The organism is Helicobacter acinonychis, from assembly GCF_900461455.1.
Lineage (GTDB): Bacteria > Campylobacterota > Campylobacteria > Campylobacterales > Helicobacteraceae > Helicobacter > Helicobacter acinonychis.
In genome coordinates, this window is the sequence record NZ_UGIA01000001.1 from 213,918 (window position 1) to 227,820 (window position 13,903).

General features: G+C 39.2%; 14 protein-coding genes and 4 tRNA genes. 14 read left to right on the top strand and 4 right to left on the bottom strand.

Annotation, left to right across the window (positions count from 1 at the left end; all coding sequences use genetic code 11):
- Window positions 1-6 precede the first annotated feature (6 nt).
- From ffh to rplS, 6 genes are all read left to right on the top strand, one after another.
- Window positions 7-1,353, top strand: a complete 1,347-nt coding sequence (ffh, locus tag DYI00_RS00940; RefSeq protein WP_104709187.1) for a signal recognition particle protein — start codon at window positions 7-9, stop codon at window positions 1,351-1,353.
- A 71-nt stretch (window positions 1,354-1,424) separates the two neighbouring features.
- On the top strand, window positions 1,425-1,655 hold the full coding sequence (rpsP, locus tag DYI00_RS00945) for a 30S ribosomal protein S16 (RefSeq protein ID WP_000216122.1): 231 nt from the start codon (window positions 1,425-1,427) through the stop codon (window positions 1,653-1,655).
- Window positions 1,656-1,670: 15 nt separating this feature from the next.
- Window positions 1,671-2,024, top strand: a complete 354-nt coding sequence (locus tag DYI00_RS00950) for a KH domain-containing protein (RefSeq protein WP_011578147.1) — start codon at window positions 1,671-1,673, stop codon at window positions 2,022-2,024.
- A 7-nt stretch (window positions 2,025-2,031) separates the two neighbouring features.
- The gene (rimM, locus tag DYI00_RS00955; protein ID WP_011578146.1) at window positions 2,032-2,574 is read left to right on the top strand and encodes a ribosome maturation factor RimM; all 543 of its coding nucleotides are present in this window, start codon (window positions 2,032-2,034) and stop codon (window positions 2,572-2,574) included.
- Window positions 2,575-3,264 (top strand): tRNA (guanosine(37)-N1)-methyltransferase TrmD, encoded by a 690-nt coding sequence (gene trmD / locus DYI00_RS00960; RefSeq protein ID WP_104687637.1) that lies wholly within the window; start codon window positions 2,575-2,577, stop codon window positions 3,262-3,264.
- A 21-nt stretch (window positions 3,265-3,285) separates the two neighbouring features.
- Entirely contained in the window at window positions 3,286-3,642 is a 357-nt protein-coding gene (rplS, locus tag DYI00_RS00965) for a 50S ribosomal protein L19 (protein WP_011578144.1), read from the top strand.
- A gap of 512 nt (window positions 3,643-4,154) precedes the next feature.
- Here rplS and alr read toward each other — a convergent pair.
- The 4 genes from alr to DYI00_RS00985 are packed head-to-tail and all read right to left on the bottom strand — an operon-like array spanning window position 4,155 to window position 8,324.
- A complete protein-coding gene (gene alr / locus DYI00_RS00970; protein ID WP_011578143.1) occupies window positions 4,155-5,288 on the bottom strand; it encodes an alanine racemase in 1,134 nt (377 codons plus the stop codon).
- A 7-nt stretch (window positions 5,289-5,295) separates the two neighbouring features.
- The gene (locus tag DYI00_RS00975; RefSeq protein ID WP_011578142.1) at window positions 5,296-6,648 is read right to left on the bottom strand and encodes an alanine/glycine:cation symporter family protein; all 1,353 of its coding nucleotides are present in this window, start codon (window positions 6,646-6,648) and stop codon (window positions 5,296-5,298) included.
- Window positions 6,649-6,691: 43 nt separating this feature from the next.
- The gene (locus DYI00_RS00980) at window positions 6,692-7,924 is read right to left on the bottom strand and encodes an NAD(P)/FAD-dependent oxidoreductase (protein WP_104709185.1); all 1,233 of its coding nucleotides are present in this window, start codon (window positions 7,922-7,924) and stop codon (window positions 6,692-6,694) included.
- 22 nt (window positions 7,925-7,946) lie between these two features.
- Window positions 7,947-8,324: a RidA family protein gene (locus tag DYI00_RS00985; protein WP_011578140.1), complete on the bottom strand. Its 378-nt coding sequence runs from the start codon at window positions 8,322-8,324 to the stop codon at window positions 7,947-7,949.
- 549 nt (window positions 8,325-8,873) lie between these two features.
- Here DYI00_RS00985 and DYI00_RS00990 point away from each other — a divergent pair.
- The 8 genes from DYI00_RS00990 (at window position 8,874) to DYI00_RS01025 (ending at window position 13,811) form a co-directional block, all read left to right on the top strand.
- Window positions 8,874-8,948, top strand: a tRNA-Gly gene (locus DYI00_RS00990).
- 232 nt (window positions 8,949-9,180) lie between these two features.
- Window positions 9,181-9,267 (top strand) — tRNA-Leu (locus DYI00_RS00995).
- 65 nt (window positions 9,268-9,332) lie between these two features.
- Window positions 9,333-9,407: transfer RNA gene (locus DYI00_RS01000), tRNA-Cys, on the top strand.
- A 31-nt stretch (window positions 9,408-9,438) separates the two neighbouring features.
- A tRNA-Ser gene (locus tag DYI00_RS01005) sits at window positions 9,439-9,526 on the top strand.
- Between the two features lie 126 nt (window positions 9,527-9,652).
- Window positions 9,653-11,143 (top strand): Na+/H+ antiporter NhaC family protein, encoded by a 1,491-nt coding sequence (locus DYI00_RS01010; RefSeq protein WP_011578139.1) that lies wholly within the window; start codon window positions 9,653-9,655, stop codon window positions 11,141-11,143.
- A gap of 485 nt (window positions 11,144-11,628) precedes the next feature.
- Window positions 11,629-11,982, top strand: coding sequence for a hypothetical protein (locus DYI00_RS01015; RefSeq protein ID WP_011578138.1), 354 nt, complete (start codon window positions 11,629-11,631; stop codon window positions 11,980-11,982).
- Between the two features lie 358 nt (window positions 11,983-12,340).
- A complete protein-coding gene (locus DYI00_RS01020; RefSeq protein ID WP_011578137.1) occupies window positions 12,341-13,114 on the top strand; it encodes an amino acid ABC transporter substrate-binding protein in 774 nt (257 codons plus the stop codon).
- A complete protein-coding gene (locus DYI00_RS01025) occupies window positions 13,098-13,811 on the top strand; it encodes an amino acid ABC transporter permease (protein ID WP_041600289.1) in 714 nt (237 codons plus the stop codon). The genes DYI00_RS01020 and DYI00_RS01025 overlap by 17 nt, the downstream gene beginning before the upstream one ends.
- The last annotated feature ends 92 nt before the right edge of the window (window positions 13,812-13,903 follow it).

Consider the following 13,903-nt stretch of genomic DNA (forward strand, 5'->3'; position numbering starts at 1 on the left):
TAGAACATGTTTCAAGCATTAAGCGATGGGTTTAAAAACGCATTAAATAAAATCCGCTTTCAAGATGATGAGAAGGCGTTAGACAGGGCGTTAGATGAATTGAAAAAAACGCTCTTAAAAAATGATGTGCATCATAAGGCCGCTAGAGAATTGTTAAAAAAAGTGGAAACGCAAACTAAAGCGAGTGGCATTGGTAGGCAGCAATTTTTAGACGCTTTAGAAAAGAGTTTGTTAGAAATTTTAAGCGCTCAAGGGGGTAGTGGCTTTACTTTCGCTCAAACGCCCCCAACCGTGGTTTTAATGGCAGGTTTGCAAGGGAGCGGTAAGACGACCACCACCGCTAAACTCGCCCACTATTTAAAAACTAAAAATAAAAAAGTGCTTTTATGTGCATGCGATTTGCAACGCCTAGCGGCGGTGGAGCAATTAAAGGTTTTGGGCGAACAAGTGGGCGTGGAAGTCTTTTATGAAGAAGATAAAAGCGTGCAAGAAATCGCTAACAACGCTTTAAAAAGAGCTAAAGAAGCGCAATTTGATGTATTGATCGTGGATAGCGCGGGGCGTTTAGCGATTGATAAAGAGCTTATGAAGGAATTAAAAGAAGTTAAAGAAATCTTAAACCCCCATGAAGTGCTTTATGTCGCAGACGCCTTGAGCGGGCAAGATGGGGTCAAAAGCGCGAACACATTTAATGAAGAAATAGGCGTGAGTGGGGTGGTATTAAGCAAGTTTGATAGCGATTCTAAAGGGGGTATCGCCTTAGGCATCACTTACCAATTAGGCTTACCCTTGCGTTTCATTGGGAGTGGGGAAAAAATCCCTGATTTAGATGTGTTTGTGCCTGAAAGGATTGTAGGGCGTTTGATGGGGGCTGGAGATATTATCTCGCTCGCTGAAAAAACCGCTAGCGTTTTAAACCCTAATGAAGCCAAAGATTTAAGCAAAAAGCTCAAAAAAGGGCAATTCACTTTCAATGACTTTTTAAACCAAATTGAAAAGGTGAAAAAATTAGGCTCTATGAGTTCTATAATCTCTATGATCCCAGGTTTAGGGAATATGGCAAGCGCACTAAAAGACACGGATCTAGAAAATTCTTTAGAAGTCAAAAAAATCAAGGCGATGGTCAATTCCATGACAAAAAAAGAGCAAGAAAACCCTGAGATTTTAAACGGCAGCCGAAGAAAAAGGATCGCATTAGGGAGCGGTTTAGAAGTGTCTGAAATCAATCGCATTATCAAACGCTTTGATCAAGCGAGCAAAATGGCCAAACGCTTAACCAATAAAAAGGGCATTAGCGATTTGATGAATTTGATGAGTCAGGCTAAAAATCAAACACCCCCTAAAATGCGTTAGATTTAAGCATTTTTTGGGCGCTTTTGTTGTATAATCTCAAATTAATATGAATATTTTAGGAGATTTTTGTAATGACAGTCATTAGACTCACTCGCATTGGGAGAAAGAAGAAGCCTTTTTACAGAGTGGTGGTAACCGATTCTAGGAAAAGAAGGGATGGAGGTTGGATTGAATCCATTGGGTATTACAACCCTTTAAGCGAGCCTAAGGATATCAAGATTGATAAAGAGCGCTTGGATTACTGGAAAGGCGTGGGGGCTAAAATGAGCGAGAGAGTGGAGAAACTTTCTCAAAAAGCTTAAGGTTTTATGGGTTAAATGTGCGAATTAAATTCTTTTAACACGCCTTTTTCTCAAGATGAATGCAAAATCCATTCGTATTGCGTGGCGACTTTTTTAGAGAAATATTTAAAAAAAGTTGTGTCTTTTCCCAAGTTTTTGAGGGTCGATCATGCACTTTTAGAAGACAATGTCAAGCAAATCACAATCTATACCCACCCCATAGACATGGGGCATGTGATTGGTAAAGAGGGCAAAATGGTGAGCGCGATTAAAGCGTTTGTTTCAGGCGTGAAAGCCAAAGATGGGTTTTCTTATAGAATCGTTGTTTTTGCTAATAACGATAAAAATAGCGATAAAAATCCCCATGTTTTAGGTGATGAAACGCCTTGAATTTTCCATGCTTTTAGTGGGCAGAATTGGTAAAAGCGTGGGGCTTAATGGGGGCTTAAAGCTTCATTTAGAGAGCGATTTTCCGGAGTGCTTAAAAAAGGGGGTTAAGGTGAGCGTCGCTCCCTTAAATGCTTTCTCTCACGCTTCGTTTAAAGACTATGTGATCCATTCTTATGAACATGCCAAAAACTTGTTGTTTTTAGAAACCATCAACACGCCTGAAATGGCTAGAGAGCTGACTAATTTAGGGCTTTTTATGAGCGAAACAGAGAGTAAAAAACTTTGTGTTTTAAAAGAAGGGGAGTTTTTTTATTGCGATTTGATAGGGCTTAGCGTAGTGGAAGAAAACGAGATTCTAGGTAAAGTCATAGAGATCCAAAGGATTTCTCACATAGATTACTTTATGGTTGAAACTACGCTGAACTTGGTTGAAAAAGGTTTGGCTAAGATTTTTTTAATCCCTTATAGGGATTTTTATATCAAAGAAATCCTTTTGCAAGACAAAAAAATTACCACCAACAACGCTAAAACGCTTTTAGAGAATAGTTGAGTGAAATTCAGCGTTTTGACTCTCTTTCCGCAACTCGTATGGTCTTATTTTCAAGACTCTATTTTAAAAAGAGCGTTAGAAAAAAATCTTTTTGCATTAGAAGTGTTAAACCTTAGGGATTTTAGTGCCAATAAATATCAAAAAGCGGATCACACACTCATTGGTGGGGGGGCAGGGCAACTTTTAGACCCTGAGATGATAGAAAACGCGCTCAATTCTATTAAAAACCCTAAACATACGATTTTTTTAAGTGCGGTGGGCAAGCCTTTCAAACAAATAGATGCGATGCGTTTGGCTCAAAAAAAGCATGTCGTTTTGGTGTGCGGGCGTTATGAGGGCTTTGATGAACGCTCTATTGAACTTAGTGCTGATGAGGTTTTTTGTATAGGCGATTTTATTTTGACAGGGGGCGAGCTTGGGGCGTTATGTTTGATGGATAGCATCGCTCGCCACATTCAAGGGGTTTTAGGTAACGCCCAATCTTTAGAGAGCGAGAGCTTTGAAAATGATTATTTGGAGGCCCCTAATTTCGCTAACGCTGTTTTTAAATCCAAAGAAATCAATAAAATCCCTGCACCTTTAGAATATTCTAAAGGAAATCATGCTAAAATCAAGCAACTAAAACTTGATTTGTCAAAATTAAGGACAAAATTTTACCGCCTTGATTTATTCAAGCAACACAAATCATGAAATTGACATTAAGGAAAACACATGAAAAACCGCTACATTCAGCAATTTGAAGACGCTCAATTAAAAGATAAAGTCATGCCGCAATTTAAAGCTGGTGATACTTTAAGACTTGGTATTACCATTAAAGAAGGCGAGAAAACACGAACCCAATATTTTGAAGGCGTGTGTATCGCCATTAGAGGCAATGGCGTGGATAAGACTTTTCGCGTGCGTAAAATGGGGGCTAACAACATCGGTGTGGAGAAAATTTTTCCTTTCTATAGCGAGAGTTTGGCGAGCGTTGAAGTGTTGCGCGTGGGTAGGGTGCGTCGCGCGAAGCTCTACTATTTGCGCGATAGGAGAGGCAAGGCAGCAAGGATTAAAGAAATCCGCCATTAATTTTTTAAGGCTCTTTTTTAAAAGAGTTACTTGATAGAACGCTCTTTAAGATTAAAATCTATTTTTAAGCTCCTTTGCAGAAACCCTAAACATCTTTAGTGTTTGGGTGCTTCATCTACCTTTTTAAGAATAAGGTAAAACTTTTTAGATGGGTTTGAAAGAGAGTTTTTTCTTTTGGTTTTATCGCCAACTTTTTTAGGACTTTTTTTAATTTTGGTATTTGTCTTATGGCATTTGGAACGCTTTGAAATTTCTTTTTTATACCCGTTAAACTAAATTTTGGCTAATTCTTTATGGAATGTGGGTTATCAAATTTAAACAATAAAGGCATTTTTAAAGATTAAACAGCAAAGAGTTTGCGTTAATCAAGCGATAGTTTTCAAAAGCACTTTTTTATATGCGGTTTAGTTGGGAGTTGGAGAGAATTTCAAAATACCCCTATCCCCTTAAAATTTTTTAAAAATTAAAAGGATTTGGGTATTTAGTGAAAATGAGGTTTTTTAAAAACCCATTCACACATAAACGCGCTCCAAGCGTTTGGATAGGGTGCTGATGGTTTCATAAGGGATGGTGTTTAAAAGCATGGCGATTTCATTAGCGTCGTTAGCCTTGGTGCTTTTATCCCCAAATAAAATGACCTCATCGCCCTCTTTAGCTTCAATACCATCAAGCTTAACAAAGCATTGATCCATGCACACTTTACCAATCAAGGGGGCTAGTTGATTATTGATGGCGACTTGAATGCGATTGCCCAAATCGCGCACCAACCCATCCGCATACCCTAGTGCCAGAGTGCCAATTAAAGTCTCTTCATTCGTGTAAAAATGCTTGCCATAGCCAACAAATTCGCCTTTTTTGACGCGTTTGATTTGAACGATTTTAGCTTTCAAGCTGACAACATTGTTTAAGATTGTTTGGCATGATTGCTTCATTTCGTTAGAGGGGTAGAAGCCATAGAGCATGATCCCTGGGCGATAAAGGTTTAAAAAGCGATTTTCATTGTTGTTGCACAAAGAAAGGATGCCGGCGGAATTATAGGCATGGCGGTATTGAAACTCTATTTTTTGATCCAAAAGCTGTTCTAAAAAAGCGTTAAAAATTTTCATTTGGTTTTTAGCATGGGTTTTGATATTGGCATTAGCGTTGCTTAAATGCGTGAAGATCCCCTCCACTTCCAAGCCATTTAAAGCGCGGATTTTTTTTATCATTTCTATGCTTTTAAAATTAGGCTCTAAACCCAAGCGGTGCATCCCAGTATCGATCTTAAGATGCACTTTTAAGTGTTTTTGAGATTTTAAAGCCGCTTGAGAAAAAACTCCCGCTTGCTCAAGGCTAAAAATCATGGCGGTCAAATTATTATCAATCAGCATTTGAGCGTTAGAATTAGGGCTATAACCTAAAATCAAAATGGGGGTTTTAGGAAAACAAGAACGCAACTCTAAAGCTTCATCTAAAGTTGCTACCCCTAAATAATGCGCCCCCTCTTGCAAAAAGACTTCACTTGCCTTAAGCGCCCCCACCCCATAAGCGTTCGCCTTGACAACCGCCATGATATGGGCGTCCTTAGGGATAGCGTTTTTGGCTGCATGAAAATTATGCCTTAAAGAAGAAGTATCCACTTCTACAAAACTCGCCCTTCTTAACATGTTCATCTCACTTGTTAGAGTATTTGTTAAAATACCAACGCGTTTCAGAATAAACCACCTTATGCAATAAAATCAAAGCGATCAAATTAGGGATCGCCATAAGCCCGTTAGAAAGATCCGCTAGATTCCACACAAAATCAATTTTAGCCATAGCCCCCACCATGACACTCGCTAAAAACACGAAGCGGTAATACTTCACTCGCTTCCCACCAAAGGCGTATTCAGTGCATTTTTCCCCATAATAAGCCCAACCAATGATCGTGGAATAGGCAAAAAAGATCATGGTCGTAAAAATCACCACCGCGCCCAATGAGCCTATAAAATACTCCGTGCTTTTTAGGGTGAGTAAATTAGCGCTCAATTTCGTGCCATCAGGAAGCAAGGTGTTGTATTCTGGTGCCATTAAAATTACGGTTGCAGTCGCAGAACACACCATTAAAGTGACGATAAAAGTTTGGAGCATGGACACTAAAGCTTGGCGCACGGGGTGGTGCGTTTGAGCGCTTGCAGCAATGATAGCTGAACTCCCCAACCCCGCTTCATTAGAATACAACCCCCTAGCCACGCCTGTTTTTATCATCGTCGCCATCAACGCGCCTGCTGCTCCGCCCACAACAGGTTTAGGGTTAAAGGCTTCTTCAAAAATGAGTTTGATCGCTTGAATGGCTAAATCAAAATGTTTAAAAATGATAAAAATAATGGTGATCAGATATAAAAGCACCATTACAGGCGCGAGATAAGAAGTGAATTTACCAATGGATTTGATCCCGCCTATGACAATGAAAGCGGTTAAAAGGGTGAGTAATAAGCCTGAAATCCAATTGGGCAAGCTCGCTTGCTCGCTCAAAATGGAAGCCACTGCGTTAGATTGCGTCATGTTACCGGTGCCAATGCTTGCAATAATGGTAAAAATCGCAAACGCCATGGCGAGTTTGGGCATGTTAAGACCGTTTTTAATGTAATACATAGGCCCTCCGTTGTATCCAAACGCCCCTTTTTCTCTGTATTTCACAGCTAAAATCCCCTCAGAATATTTGGTCGCCATGCCAACAAGCCCAGTAACCCACATCCAAAACACCGCTCCTGGTCCTGCAATGCTAATTGCGGTCGCTACGCCTACGATACTCCCAATGCCTACAGTCGCTCCTAAAGAGAGCATGAGAGCGGAGAATTGCGAAATATCGCCCTTAGATTGGGACTCTTTGTCAAAAAGGATCTTGATTGCATAAAAGATTTTACTGAATTGCAAACCCCTAAGATAGAAGGTCAAAAACAAACCGGTGCCTACCAATAAGATTTGCATGGGGATCCCCCACACAAAATTAGATAAATAGCGCACCATCGAATCAATCGTTTCCATGAGAAACTCCTTGTAAAATGGGGTTAAAAAGAAAGATTAGGGATTAATCCCTAAAAAAGGCAGAAAAGAGCATAATATCCACATTCTTTTCATTCGCGCCGTCTTGGCTCAAATCGGCGATGATTTTACCAATAGCCGGACCAAAAGTGATGCCAAGCCACCCAAGCCCTGTGGCATGGATTAAGTTTTTATAGCGTTTGTCATACCCTAAATAAGGAATATCATTGGGGGTTAAGGGTCTGAAACCGCACCACTCCACAGCGTCTTGCATTTCAAAAGGTTGCGTGAAAGCGGCTAGATTTTTCTTCATGTTAGCGATTTGCTCTTTGTCAATGAGAGCGTTGTTGGTGTTTAATTCCAGTTTAGAGGTGATCCTTACGGTGTCTCTTCGTGGGGTCATCGCCATGAAAATATCTGCAAATAAAGAAGAGGTTTTGGGTTTTAATTCTTCAGGCATTTTAAAGGTGATGCTATAACCTTTAGCCCCCATCATTAAAAAATCGTTTTTAGTTTTTTTGATGGTAGTAGGGTTAGCCCCAGTGGCTAGAATGATGGTTTCTGCTTGGATTTTTTCTTTATCGGTGATAACGCCATCAATAAGGTTGTTTTTAAACTCAAAATCAACGACCTCTTGATTATAAAGAAATTCCACGCCCGCATTTTGCAAATATTTTTGTAAAGATAACACCACTTCGCCCGGATCCACATGCGCGTTTTCGGTTAAAAGCACGCTCCCACAGATATTGTCATTAACGATAGGCATGTATTCTTTGGTCTCTTTGACATTCAAAATCTTATAAGCACCGCTGTCATCGCAAGTTCTAATCCTTTTTTCAAAATTTTCTTTTAAAGTGTAGATCATTAAAAGCCCATCTTCTTTATACCAAAAATCCATGCCGTCCTCTAGCATCTGGTGGTACATATCAATACTCAGCCACCCATAGCGTTCAAATAACGCCATGGTGCGGTGGGTGGACTTGGCATTCGCGCTTTTTATGAATTTTAAAATCCATTGGTAAAGCTTCAAATTAAGCCCAAAATGGAATTTTAAAGGCACTTGGTTTTTAAGCATGAGCTTCAAAGTATCTAGCACGACACCAGGGCTCGAGAGCGGGGCTTTTTTAAACGCAGAAATAAGTCCAGCATTCCCAAAAGAAGTGCCGTTTGTACCATCGCCTTTTTCAATCACGCAGACCTTACGCCCTAATTTATGCATAGAATATGCACAAGAAAGCCCTACAATCCCACCGCCTATTACAACGACTTCTTTTTTCATGTTGATCGTCCCTTGTAAAGCGTTACTTAATGGCTATCGCTTCAATTTCTACTAAAGCGTCTTTAGGCAGTTTAGCCACTTGAAAGGTCGCTCTAGCCGGATAAGGCTCTTTAAAATAACTCCCATAGATTTCATTCACCACTGCAAAATCGTCTAAACTTTTCAATAAAATAGTCGTTTTGACCACGCTATCCATCCCTAAACCTGCTTCTTTTAAAATCGCTTTGATATTTTCCATTGATTGGGTGGTTTGAGAATGAATATCCGCGCCTTTAAATTCGCCGGTAGTTGCATCAATGCCTAATTGCCCAGAGACAAAGACAAGATCATTGGTAGCGATAGCTTGAGAGTAGGGACCTATAGCCTTTGGGGCTAATTTTGAGTGGATGACTTCTTTCATGACTGAAACTCCTATGATTAAAATGTTATGAACTCCAATTATTATTTAATCAAGCAACAAAAAAGAAACAAATGAGCACAAAACACCATGAGTTTTCATTTTATAGTAGGATATGTATATTTTTTACTCATATTTAGAAATTCTTAAACGGGTTTTGTTGGGGATTAGGGATTTATTTTAAACAAATATTGAAACTCAAAACCTTATTTTTAATTTTTCAAAGAAATTTTGTTTTTAAATTTTGTTTTATAATTTATCGTAAAACTCATTTTTTAAGGGGATAGGGGGGTATTTTGAAATAACTCTCCCCTTAACCCCCAACTAAATCCCCCTACACCCAAGACCGCTTTTTTAAGAGGTTATTGCTTGACTGGCGTCAAGCTCTTTTATTACTGGGTTGTAAAAAATGCTAAAAGCATTTTTCTATTAGCGCAAATATTAGTGCAAACAAATCTAAAATTTATTTAAAAATAAGATGAAATTTCTAACAAGCCCTTGACTTTTGTTACAAAATTTAGGTATGATGTCAATCGTTTTTTGAAAAAGAGTGCGGGAATAGCTCAGTGGTAGAGCACGACCTTGCCAAGGTCGGGGCCGCGGGTTCGATCCCCGTTTCCCGCTCCATAACTTAAGCAGTATTTTAGAGGATTTAAGATTGCGTTCAATCAAATTAGCTAGCTTAGCTAGCGTGTGCTTGGGCGTTTTGATGAGTGGTTGCGTTTTATCTTTTCTAGGAGATTAACAACTTTTTAGGCATCTTTGGTGAATGCACCGCGATCGTTCAAGGCGGCTAGCCTTACTATTTAGAGCGTAGTTGAGTCATCTTTCATTCCACTCTAGGCTTGAAGCCTGAATTGCCCAGGTGGTGGAATTGGTAGACACAAGGGACTTAAAATCCCTCGGTAGCAATACCGTGCCGGTTCAAGTCCGGCTTTGGGCACCATTGTTTGAGCCATTATTTCAAATTGATTATGGTCTGATTTTTTTATCTCTAGCATTAAAGTTTAAGGCGACATAGCCAAGTGGTAAGGCATGGGTCTGCAAAACCTTGATTCCCCAGTTCGAATCTGGGTGTCGCCTCCATATATTAGGTAGGGACTTTTTGTAAATATAACGGGAGATGGCTGAGTGGTTGAAAGCGGCGGTCTTGAAAACCGTTGAGGGTCATGCCTCCGGGGGTTCGAATCCCTCTCTCCCGGCCACTTGATTAAAATCCTTTAAGCGGTTGGTTTTGGCAAATTCATCTCTTTTATTAACAAAGAATTTTGTGAGTATTGATTGTCTCTTTTAATTGAAATTTAAGGATTAGTTTAAAGGATTTCTTACTAGTGGGATTGTCAGCGTTAAGCCTTATTGTTCCTTTTAGCGTTATTTTAATGGTTTTTTTCACCAAACGAGTCGCGCTCTCTTTATTTATGGGCATTGCAATCAGCGCTGTTTTAATGCATTCTTTGCATCTTCCTCAACTCGTAGAATATATTTATCATAAAATCACTGCCGTTTTTTATACTTATGAGCCAGAAAAAGGGCTTCATTTCAATCTTTCCAACCTCTATGTTTTTGGGTTTTTAATCTTTTTAGGCGTTTTGAGTCAAGTGATTTTTAAATCCGGTAGCGTGCAAAACTTTGTCAAAAAAGCTAGAAAACACTCTAAAAACGCTAAAACCCCTGAATTTATCGCCTTTTTTTCAGGCATCATTATTTTTGTAGATGATTATTTTAACGCCCTGACCGTGGGGCAAATCTCAAAGTCTTTAAACGACGCCCACAATTCCACGCGAGAGCGCTTGGCTTATATCATAGACTCCACTTCAGCGCCGGTGTGCTTGTTAGTCCCTATTTCTAGCTGGGGGGCTTATATTATGGGGATCATGAATAACGACAACTCGCCTTTATTGAAAGATGGTTTTTCGGTGCTTGTGCAAAGTTTAAGCAGTAATTATTATGCGATTTTTGCACTCATTGCGGTGTTTCTCACCATTCTATGGCAAATCAACCTCCCTAGCATGAGGAAGTATCAAAACATAGGCGTGAAAGATTTTTATAGCGAGCAAGAAGAGGATTCTTCAAAACTAGCCCCCTTAAGCTTGTTACCTATTTCTATTGCTTTGTTGGTTGTGTCCATTTCCTCGTTGATTTTTTATACAGGAGTGGTTTTAAAAAACACCGATGCGAGCTTTTCGCTCTTTTATGGGGGGTTGTTTTCGCTCATTGTCACTTATCTTTTAGCTTACAAGTTTTTAGAAAAAGGAGGATTTTTTAAAATCGTATTGGAGGGCTTTAAGAGCATGGGATCAGCGATACTGGTCTTAACGCTCGCTTGGGCTATTGGGCCTGTGATTAGAGATGACGCTCAAACGGGGCTTTACTTGGCTCAAGTAAGCAAGGAGTTTTTAAATAGTGGGGGGAATGCATATATGCCCTTAATCTTTTTTTTAATCTCTGGGTTTATCGCTTTTTCTACCGGCACGAGCTGGGGGGCGTTTGCAATCATGCTGCCCATCGGAGCGGGCATAGCTAGTGAAAGCGATATTATTTTAATCGTCTCAGCGATTCTTTCTGGGGCGGTTTATGGGGATCACACAAGCCCCATTTCTGATACGACTCTATTATCGGCTACTGGGGCGGGGTGTTCGGCACAAAGCCATTTTATCACGCAACTCCCTTATGCGACTATTGCGATGCTTTGTAGCGTGGTGAGTTTGGTTATTGCAAGTTTTATGCATTCTCATTTGCTTGGGCTTTTAATCGGTGTGGCTTTGCTTGTAGGGGTGTTTTATCTTTTGAAAAAATTTTATGGTGAAAATCTAAAAGCTTAAATTAGGCATTGATTTTAAAATTTGTAAAAAATGCTAAAAGCATTTTTTATAATCACATGCTAAAGAGCTTGCGTGAGCGAGTGGTAGTTTCTTAAGCGGTCTTCTTGGGTTAGGGGGATTTAGTTGGGGGTTAAGGGGGAGAATGATTTCAAAATACCCCCCTATTCCCTTAAAAAAATGAGTTTTATAATATATAATTATAAAAATTTAAAACCCCATTTTTGAAAAAATAATCAATTTAATTAATTCAAATAAGGTGAAAACCATCTATAATATCTATTATTTAAAAATACTCTGTGCATTTTCAAATCGTAACACCTTATTTTTAAAAAATCTATTTTTTGAGTTCCATCACAACTTATTAATCCATTTTAAGTTAAATTTCCTTATCAAAGATAAGGCTATATAAGGCTATATAAAGGAAGAACAATGGGGTGTTGCATTTAAGAAATAATGGATTTGGGGTGCTAATCAGTTTGGGGATTTTGTTGAGTGTTTTGAATGGCGATACTTTGGAGCGGTTTTCACACCCTTTAGTTTATCCGGCTAGTGGTGGGATTATTGGGGTTGATATTCCTAAACAGGCGTTCTATAAGCGAGCGTTCGCTACTACGATGAAGTCGCTATTTGGTGAAAACTTGCTTTTGTTTGTCAAGTTAAAGCATTCCGTGTTGGACCAACACATAACAGCCCCTTTGGAGAGCCACCACCACCGTTCTTTTGCCAAAAAGTATGAAAAGGCGATCAATGGTTGTCAAAAATATATCCATATCAAATTGCCTCAAGGCGATAAGTTCCGATCAGGATCTTACATGGCGACTATGATCATATCTTTTTGAAAAGTAAAAGGCTTTGTCTTCAATGAAGCATTGATTATAAAAACTAAAATGCTCAAAAGCATTTTAAAATAAAATACTAAAGAGTTTGCGTGAGCAAGCGGTAGCTTATTAAAAAAGCGGTCTTCTTGGGTTAGGGGGATTTAGTTGGGGGTTAAGGGGGGGAATGATTTCAAAATACCCCCTATCCCCTTAAGAGAATGGGTTTAAAATAAAATTTAAAAAAATAATTTTTATAATGAAATAAAATCTAAAACAATAAAAATGATTTAGTTATTTATGTTCCATTCCCTAAAATCTATACAAAATTTTTATTTTGCGCTAGAATGCGCGAAAAATAAAGATTAGGATTGATTGAAAAATGAAAAAAATTTCATGCTTATTGCTTGCAATAAGTTTTTTATTGGATTTTTTGAATGCCTCTAGCTTGTATGAACGGCTTGTTAATAAAGAAACGATCAGCGTTGGTACAGAGGGCATTTACCCCCCTTTCACTTACCATGATAAAGAGGGTAAGCTCACCGGCTATGATGTGGAAGTGGCTAGGGAGCTGGCTAAAGAGCTTGGCGTGAAAATCAAATTCCACGAAACTTCATGGGATATTATGCTTACGGGTCTAAAATCAGGGCGTTTTGATATGGTCGCTAATCAAGTGAGTTTGACGACTAAAAAACGCCAAGCGACTTTTGATAAAAGCTTGCCTTATAGCTACTCAGGTACGATCATGCTGGTTAGAAAAGATGAAAATCGCATTAAAGACATTAAAGATATTAAAGGCTTGAGAGCGGCTAACACTTTAAGCTCCACTTATGGGGAAATCGCTTTCAAATACGACGCTCAAATCGTTTCAGTGGATTCTATGGCACAAGCGTTGTTATTGGTGGCGCAAAAACGAGCCGATTTGACCTTAAATAGTTCTTTAGCCATTTTAAACTACCTTAACACCCATAAAAACAACCCCTTTAAAATCGCATGGGAATCCAAAGAAAAAGATGGGGGTGCTTCCTTTGTCATTAACAAACACCAAGAAAAAGCCTTGGAGCTTATCGACAAGGCGATGCAAAAATTGATAGATAAAGGGGTTTTGAAACGCTTGGGCGAACAATTTTTTGGAAAAGATGTCAGCCAACCATAATTTGTCTTTGTTTTTTGAATCTTTAGATTTGAGCAAAGAGCGTTTGGAATTGTTATTAGAGGCTTTCTACCCCATGCTAAAAGCCGCTTTTTGCATTTCTTTGCCTTTGGCGATCATCTCTTTTATTTTGGGCTTATGGCTCGCTATTGTGGTAGCTCTCATTAAGATCGCATCCCCTAAACGCCTTATTCATAGGGCTTTATTAGCGGGCGTGAATTTTTATGTGTCAATCATAAGAGGTACGCCTTTATTGGTCCAAATCGTGGTGGTGTTTTATGGTTTACCCGCCCTTGGGGTGTATATTGATCCAATCCCGGCAGGCATTATTGCGTTTTCGCTCAATGTGGGGGCATACGCTTCAGAGACTTTGAGGGCGAGTTTTCTTTCTATCCCTAAAGATCAATGGGATTCTAGCTTAAGTCTGGGTTTGAATTACTTGCAGACTTTTTGGCATGTCATCTTTTTTCAAGCGCTCAAAGTCGCCACGCCAAGCTTGAGTAACACTTTCATTAGCCTTTTTAAAGAAACTTCTTTGGCTTCTGTGGTTACTATCGCAGAGATTTTTAGAATCGCGCAACAAAAAGCCAATGCAAGCTATGACTTTCTCCCTATTTACCTAGAAGCCGCTTTGATTTACTGGCTTTTTTGCTTGGCTTTAGAGAGGATTCAAAAGCATGTGGAGAAAATCTTAAATTAGTGCTGTAAATTGCCCAACCTTTAAAGACGATTTTTCTCCTTTCTTATGTATCTGGCATGAGATGCATTAAGGACATTTTGAGCGCCTTAATC

Coding starts and splice junctions, on each gene's coding strand:
- ffh (WP_104709187.1), top strand. CDS start 7: ATGTTTCAAGCATTAAGCGATGGGTTTAAAAACGCATTAAATAAAATC.
- rpsP (WP_000216122.1), top strand. CDS start 1,425: ATGACAGTCATTAGACTCACTCGCATTGGGAGAAAGAAGAAGCCTTTT.
- DYI00_RS00950 (WP_011578147.1), top strand. CDS start 1,671: ATGTGCGAATTAAATTCTTTTAACACGCCTTTTTCTCAAGATGAATGC.
- rimM (WP_011578146.1), top strand. CDS start 2,032: ATGCTTTTAGTGGGCAGAATTGGTAAAAGCGTGGGGCTTAATGGGGGC.
- rplS (WP_011578144.1), top strand. CDS start 3,286: ATGAAAAACCGCTACATTCAGCAATTTGAAGACGCTCAATTAAAAGAT.
- alr (WP_011578143.1), bottom strand. CDS start 5,288: ATGTTAAGAAGGGCGAGTTTTGTAGAAGTGGATACTTCTTCTTTAAGG.
- DYI00_RS00975 (WP_011578142.1), bottom strand. CDS start 6,648: ATGGAAACGATTGATTCGATGGTGCGCTATTTATCTAATTTTGTGTGG.
- DYI00_RS00980 (WP_104709185.1), bottom strand. CDS start 7,924: ATGAAAAAAGAAGTCGTTGTAATAGGCGGTGGGATTGTAGGGCTTTCT.
- DYI00_RS00985 (WP_011578140.1), bottom strand. CDS start 8,324: ATGAAAGAAGTCATCCACTCAAAATTAGCCCCAAAGGCTATAGGTCCC.
- DYI00_RS01020 (WP_011578137.1), top strand. CDS start 12,341: ATGAAAAAAATTTCATGCTTATTGCTTGCAATAAGTTTTTTATTGGAT.
- DYI00_RS01025 (WP_041600289.1), top strand. CDS start 13,098: ATGTCAGCCAACCATAATTTGTCTTTGTTTTTTGAATCTTTAGATTTG.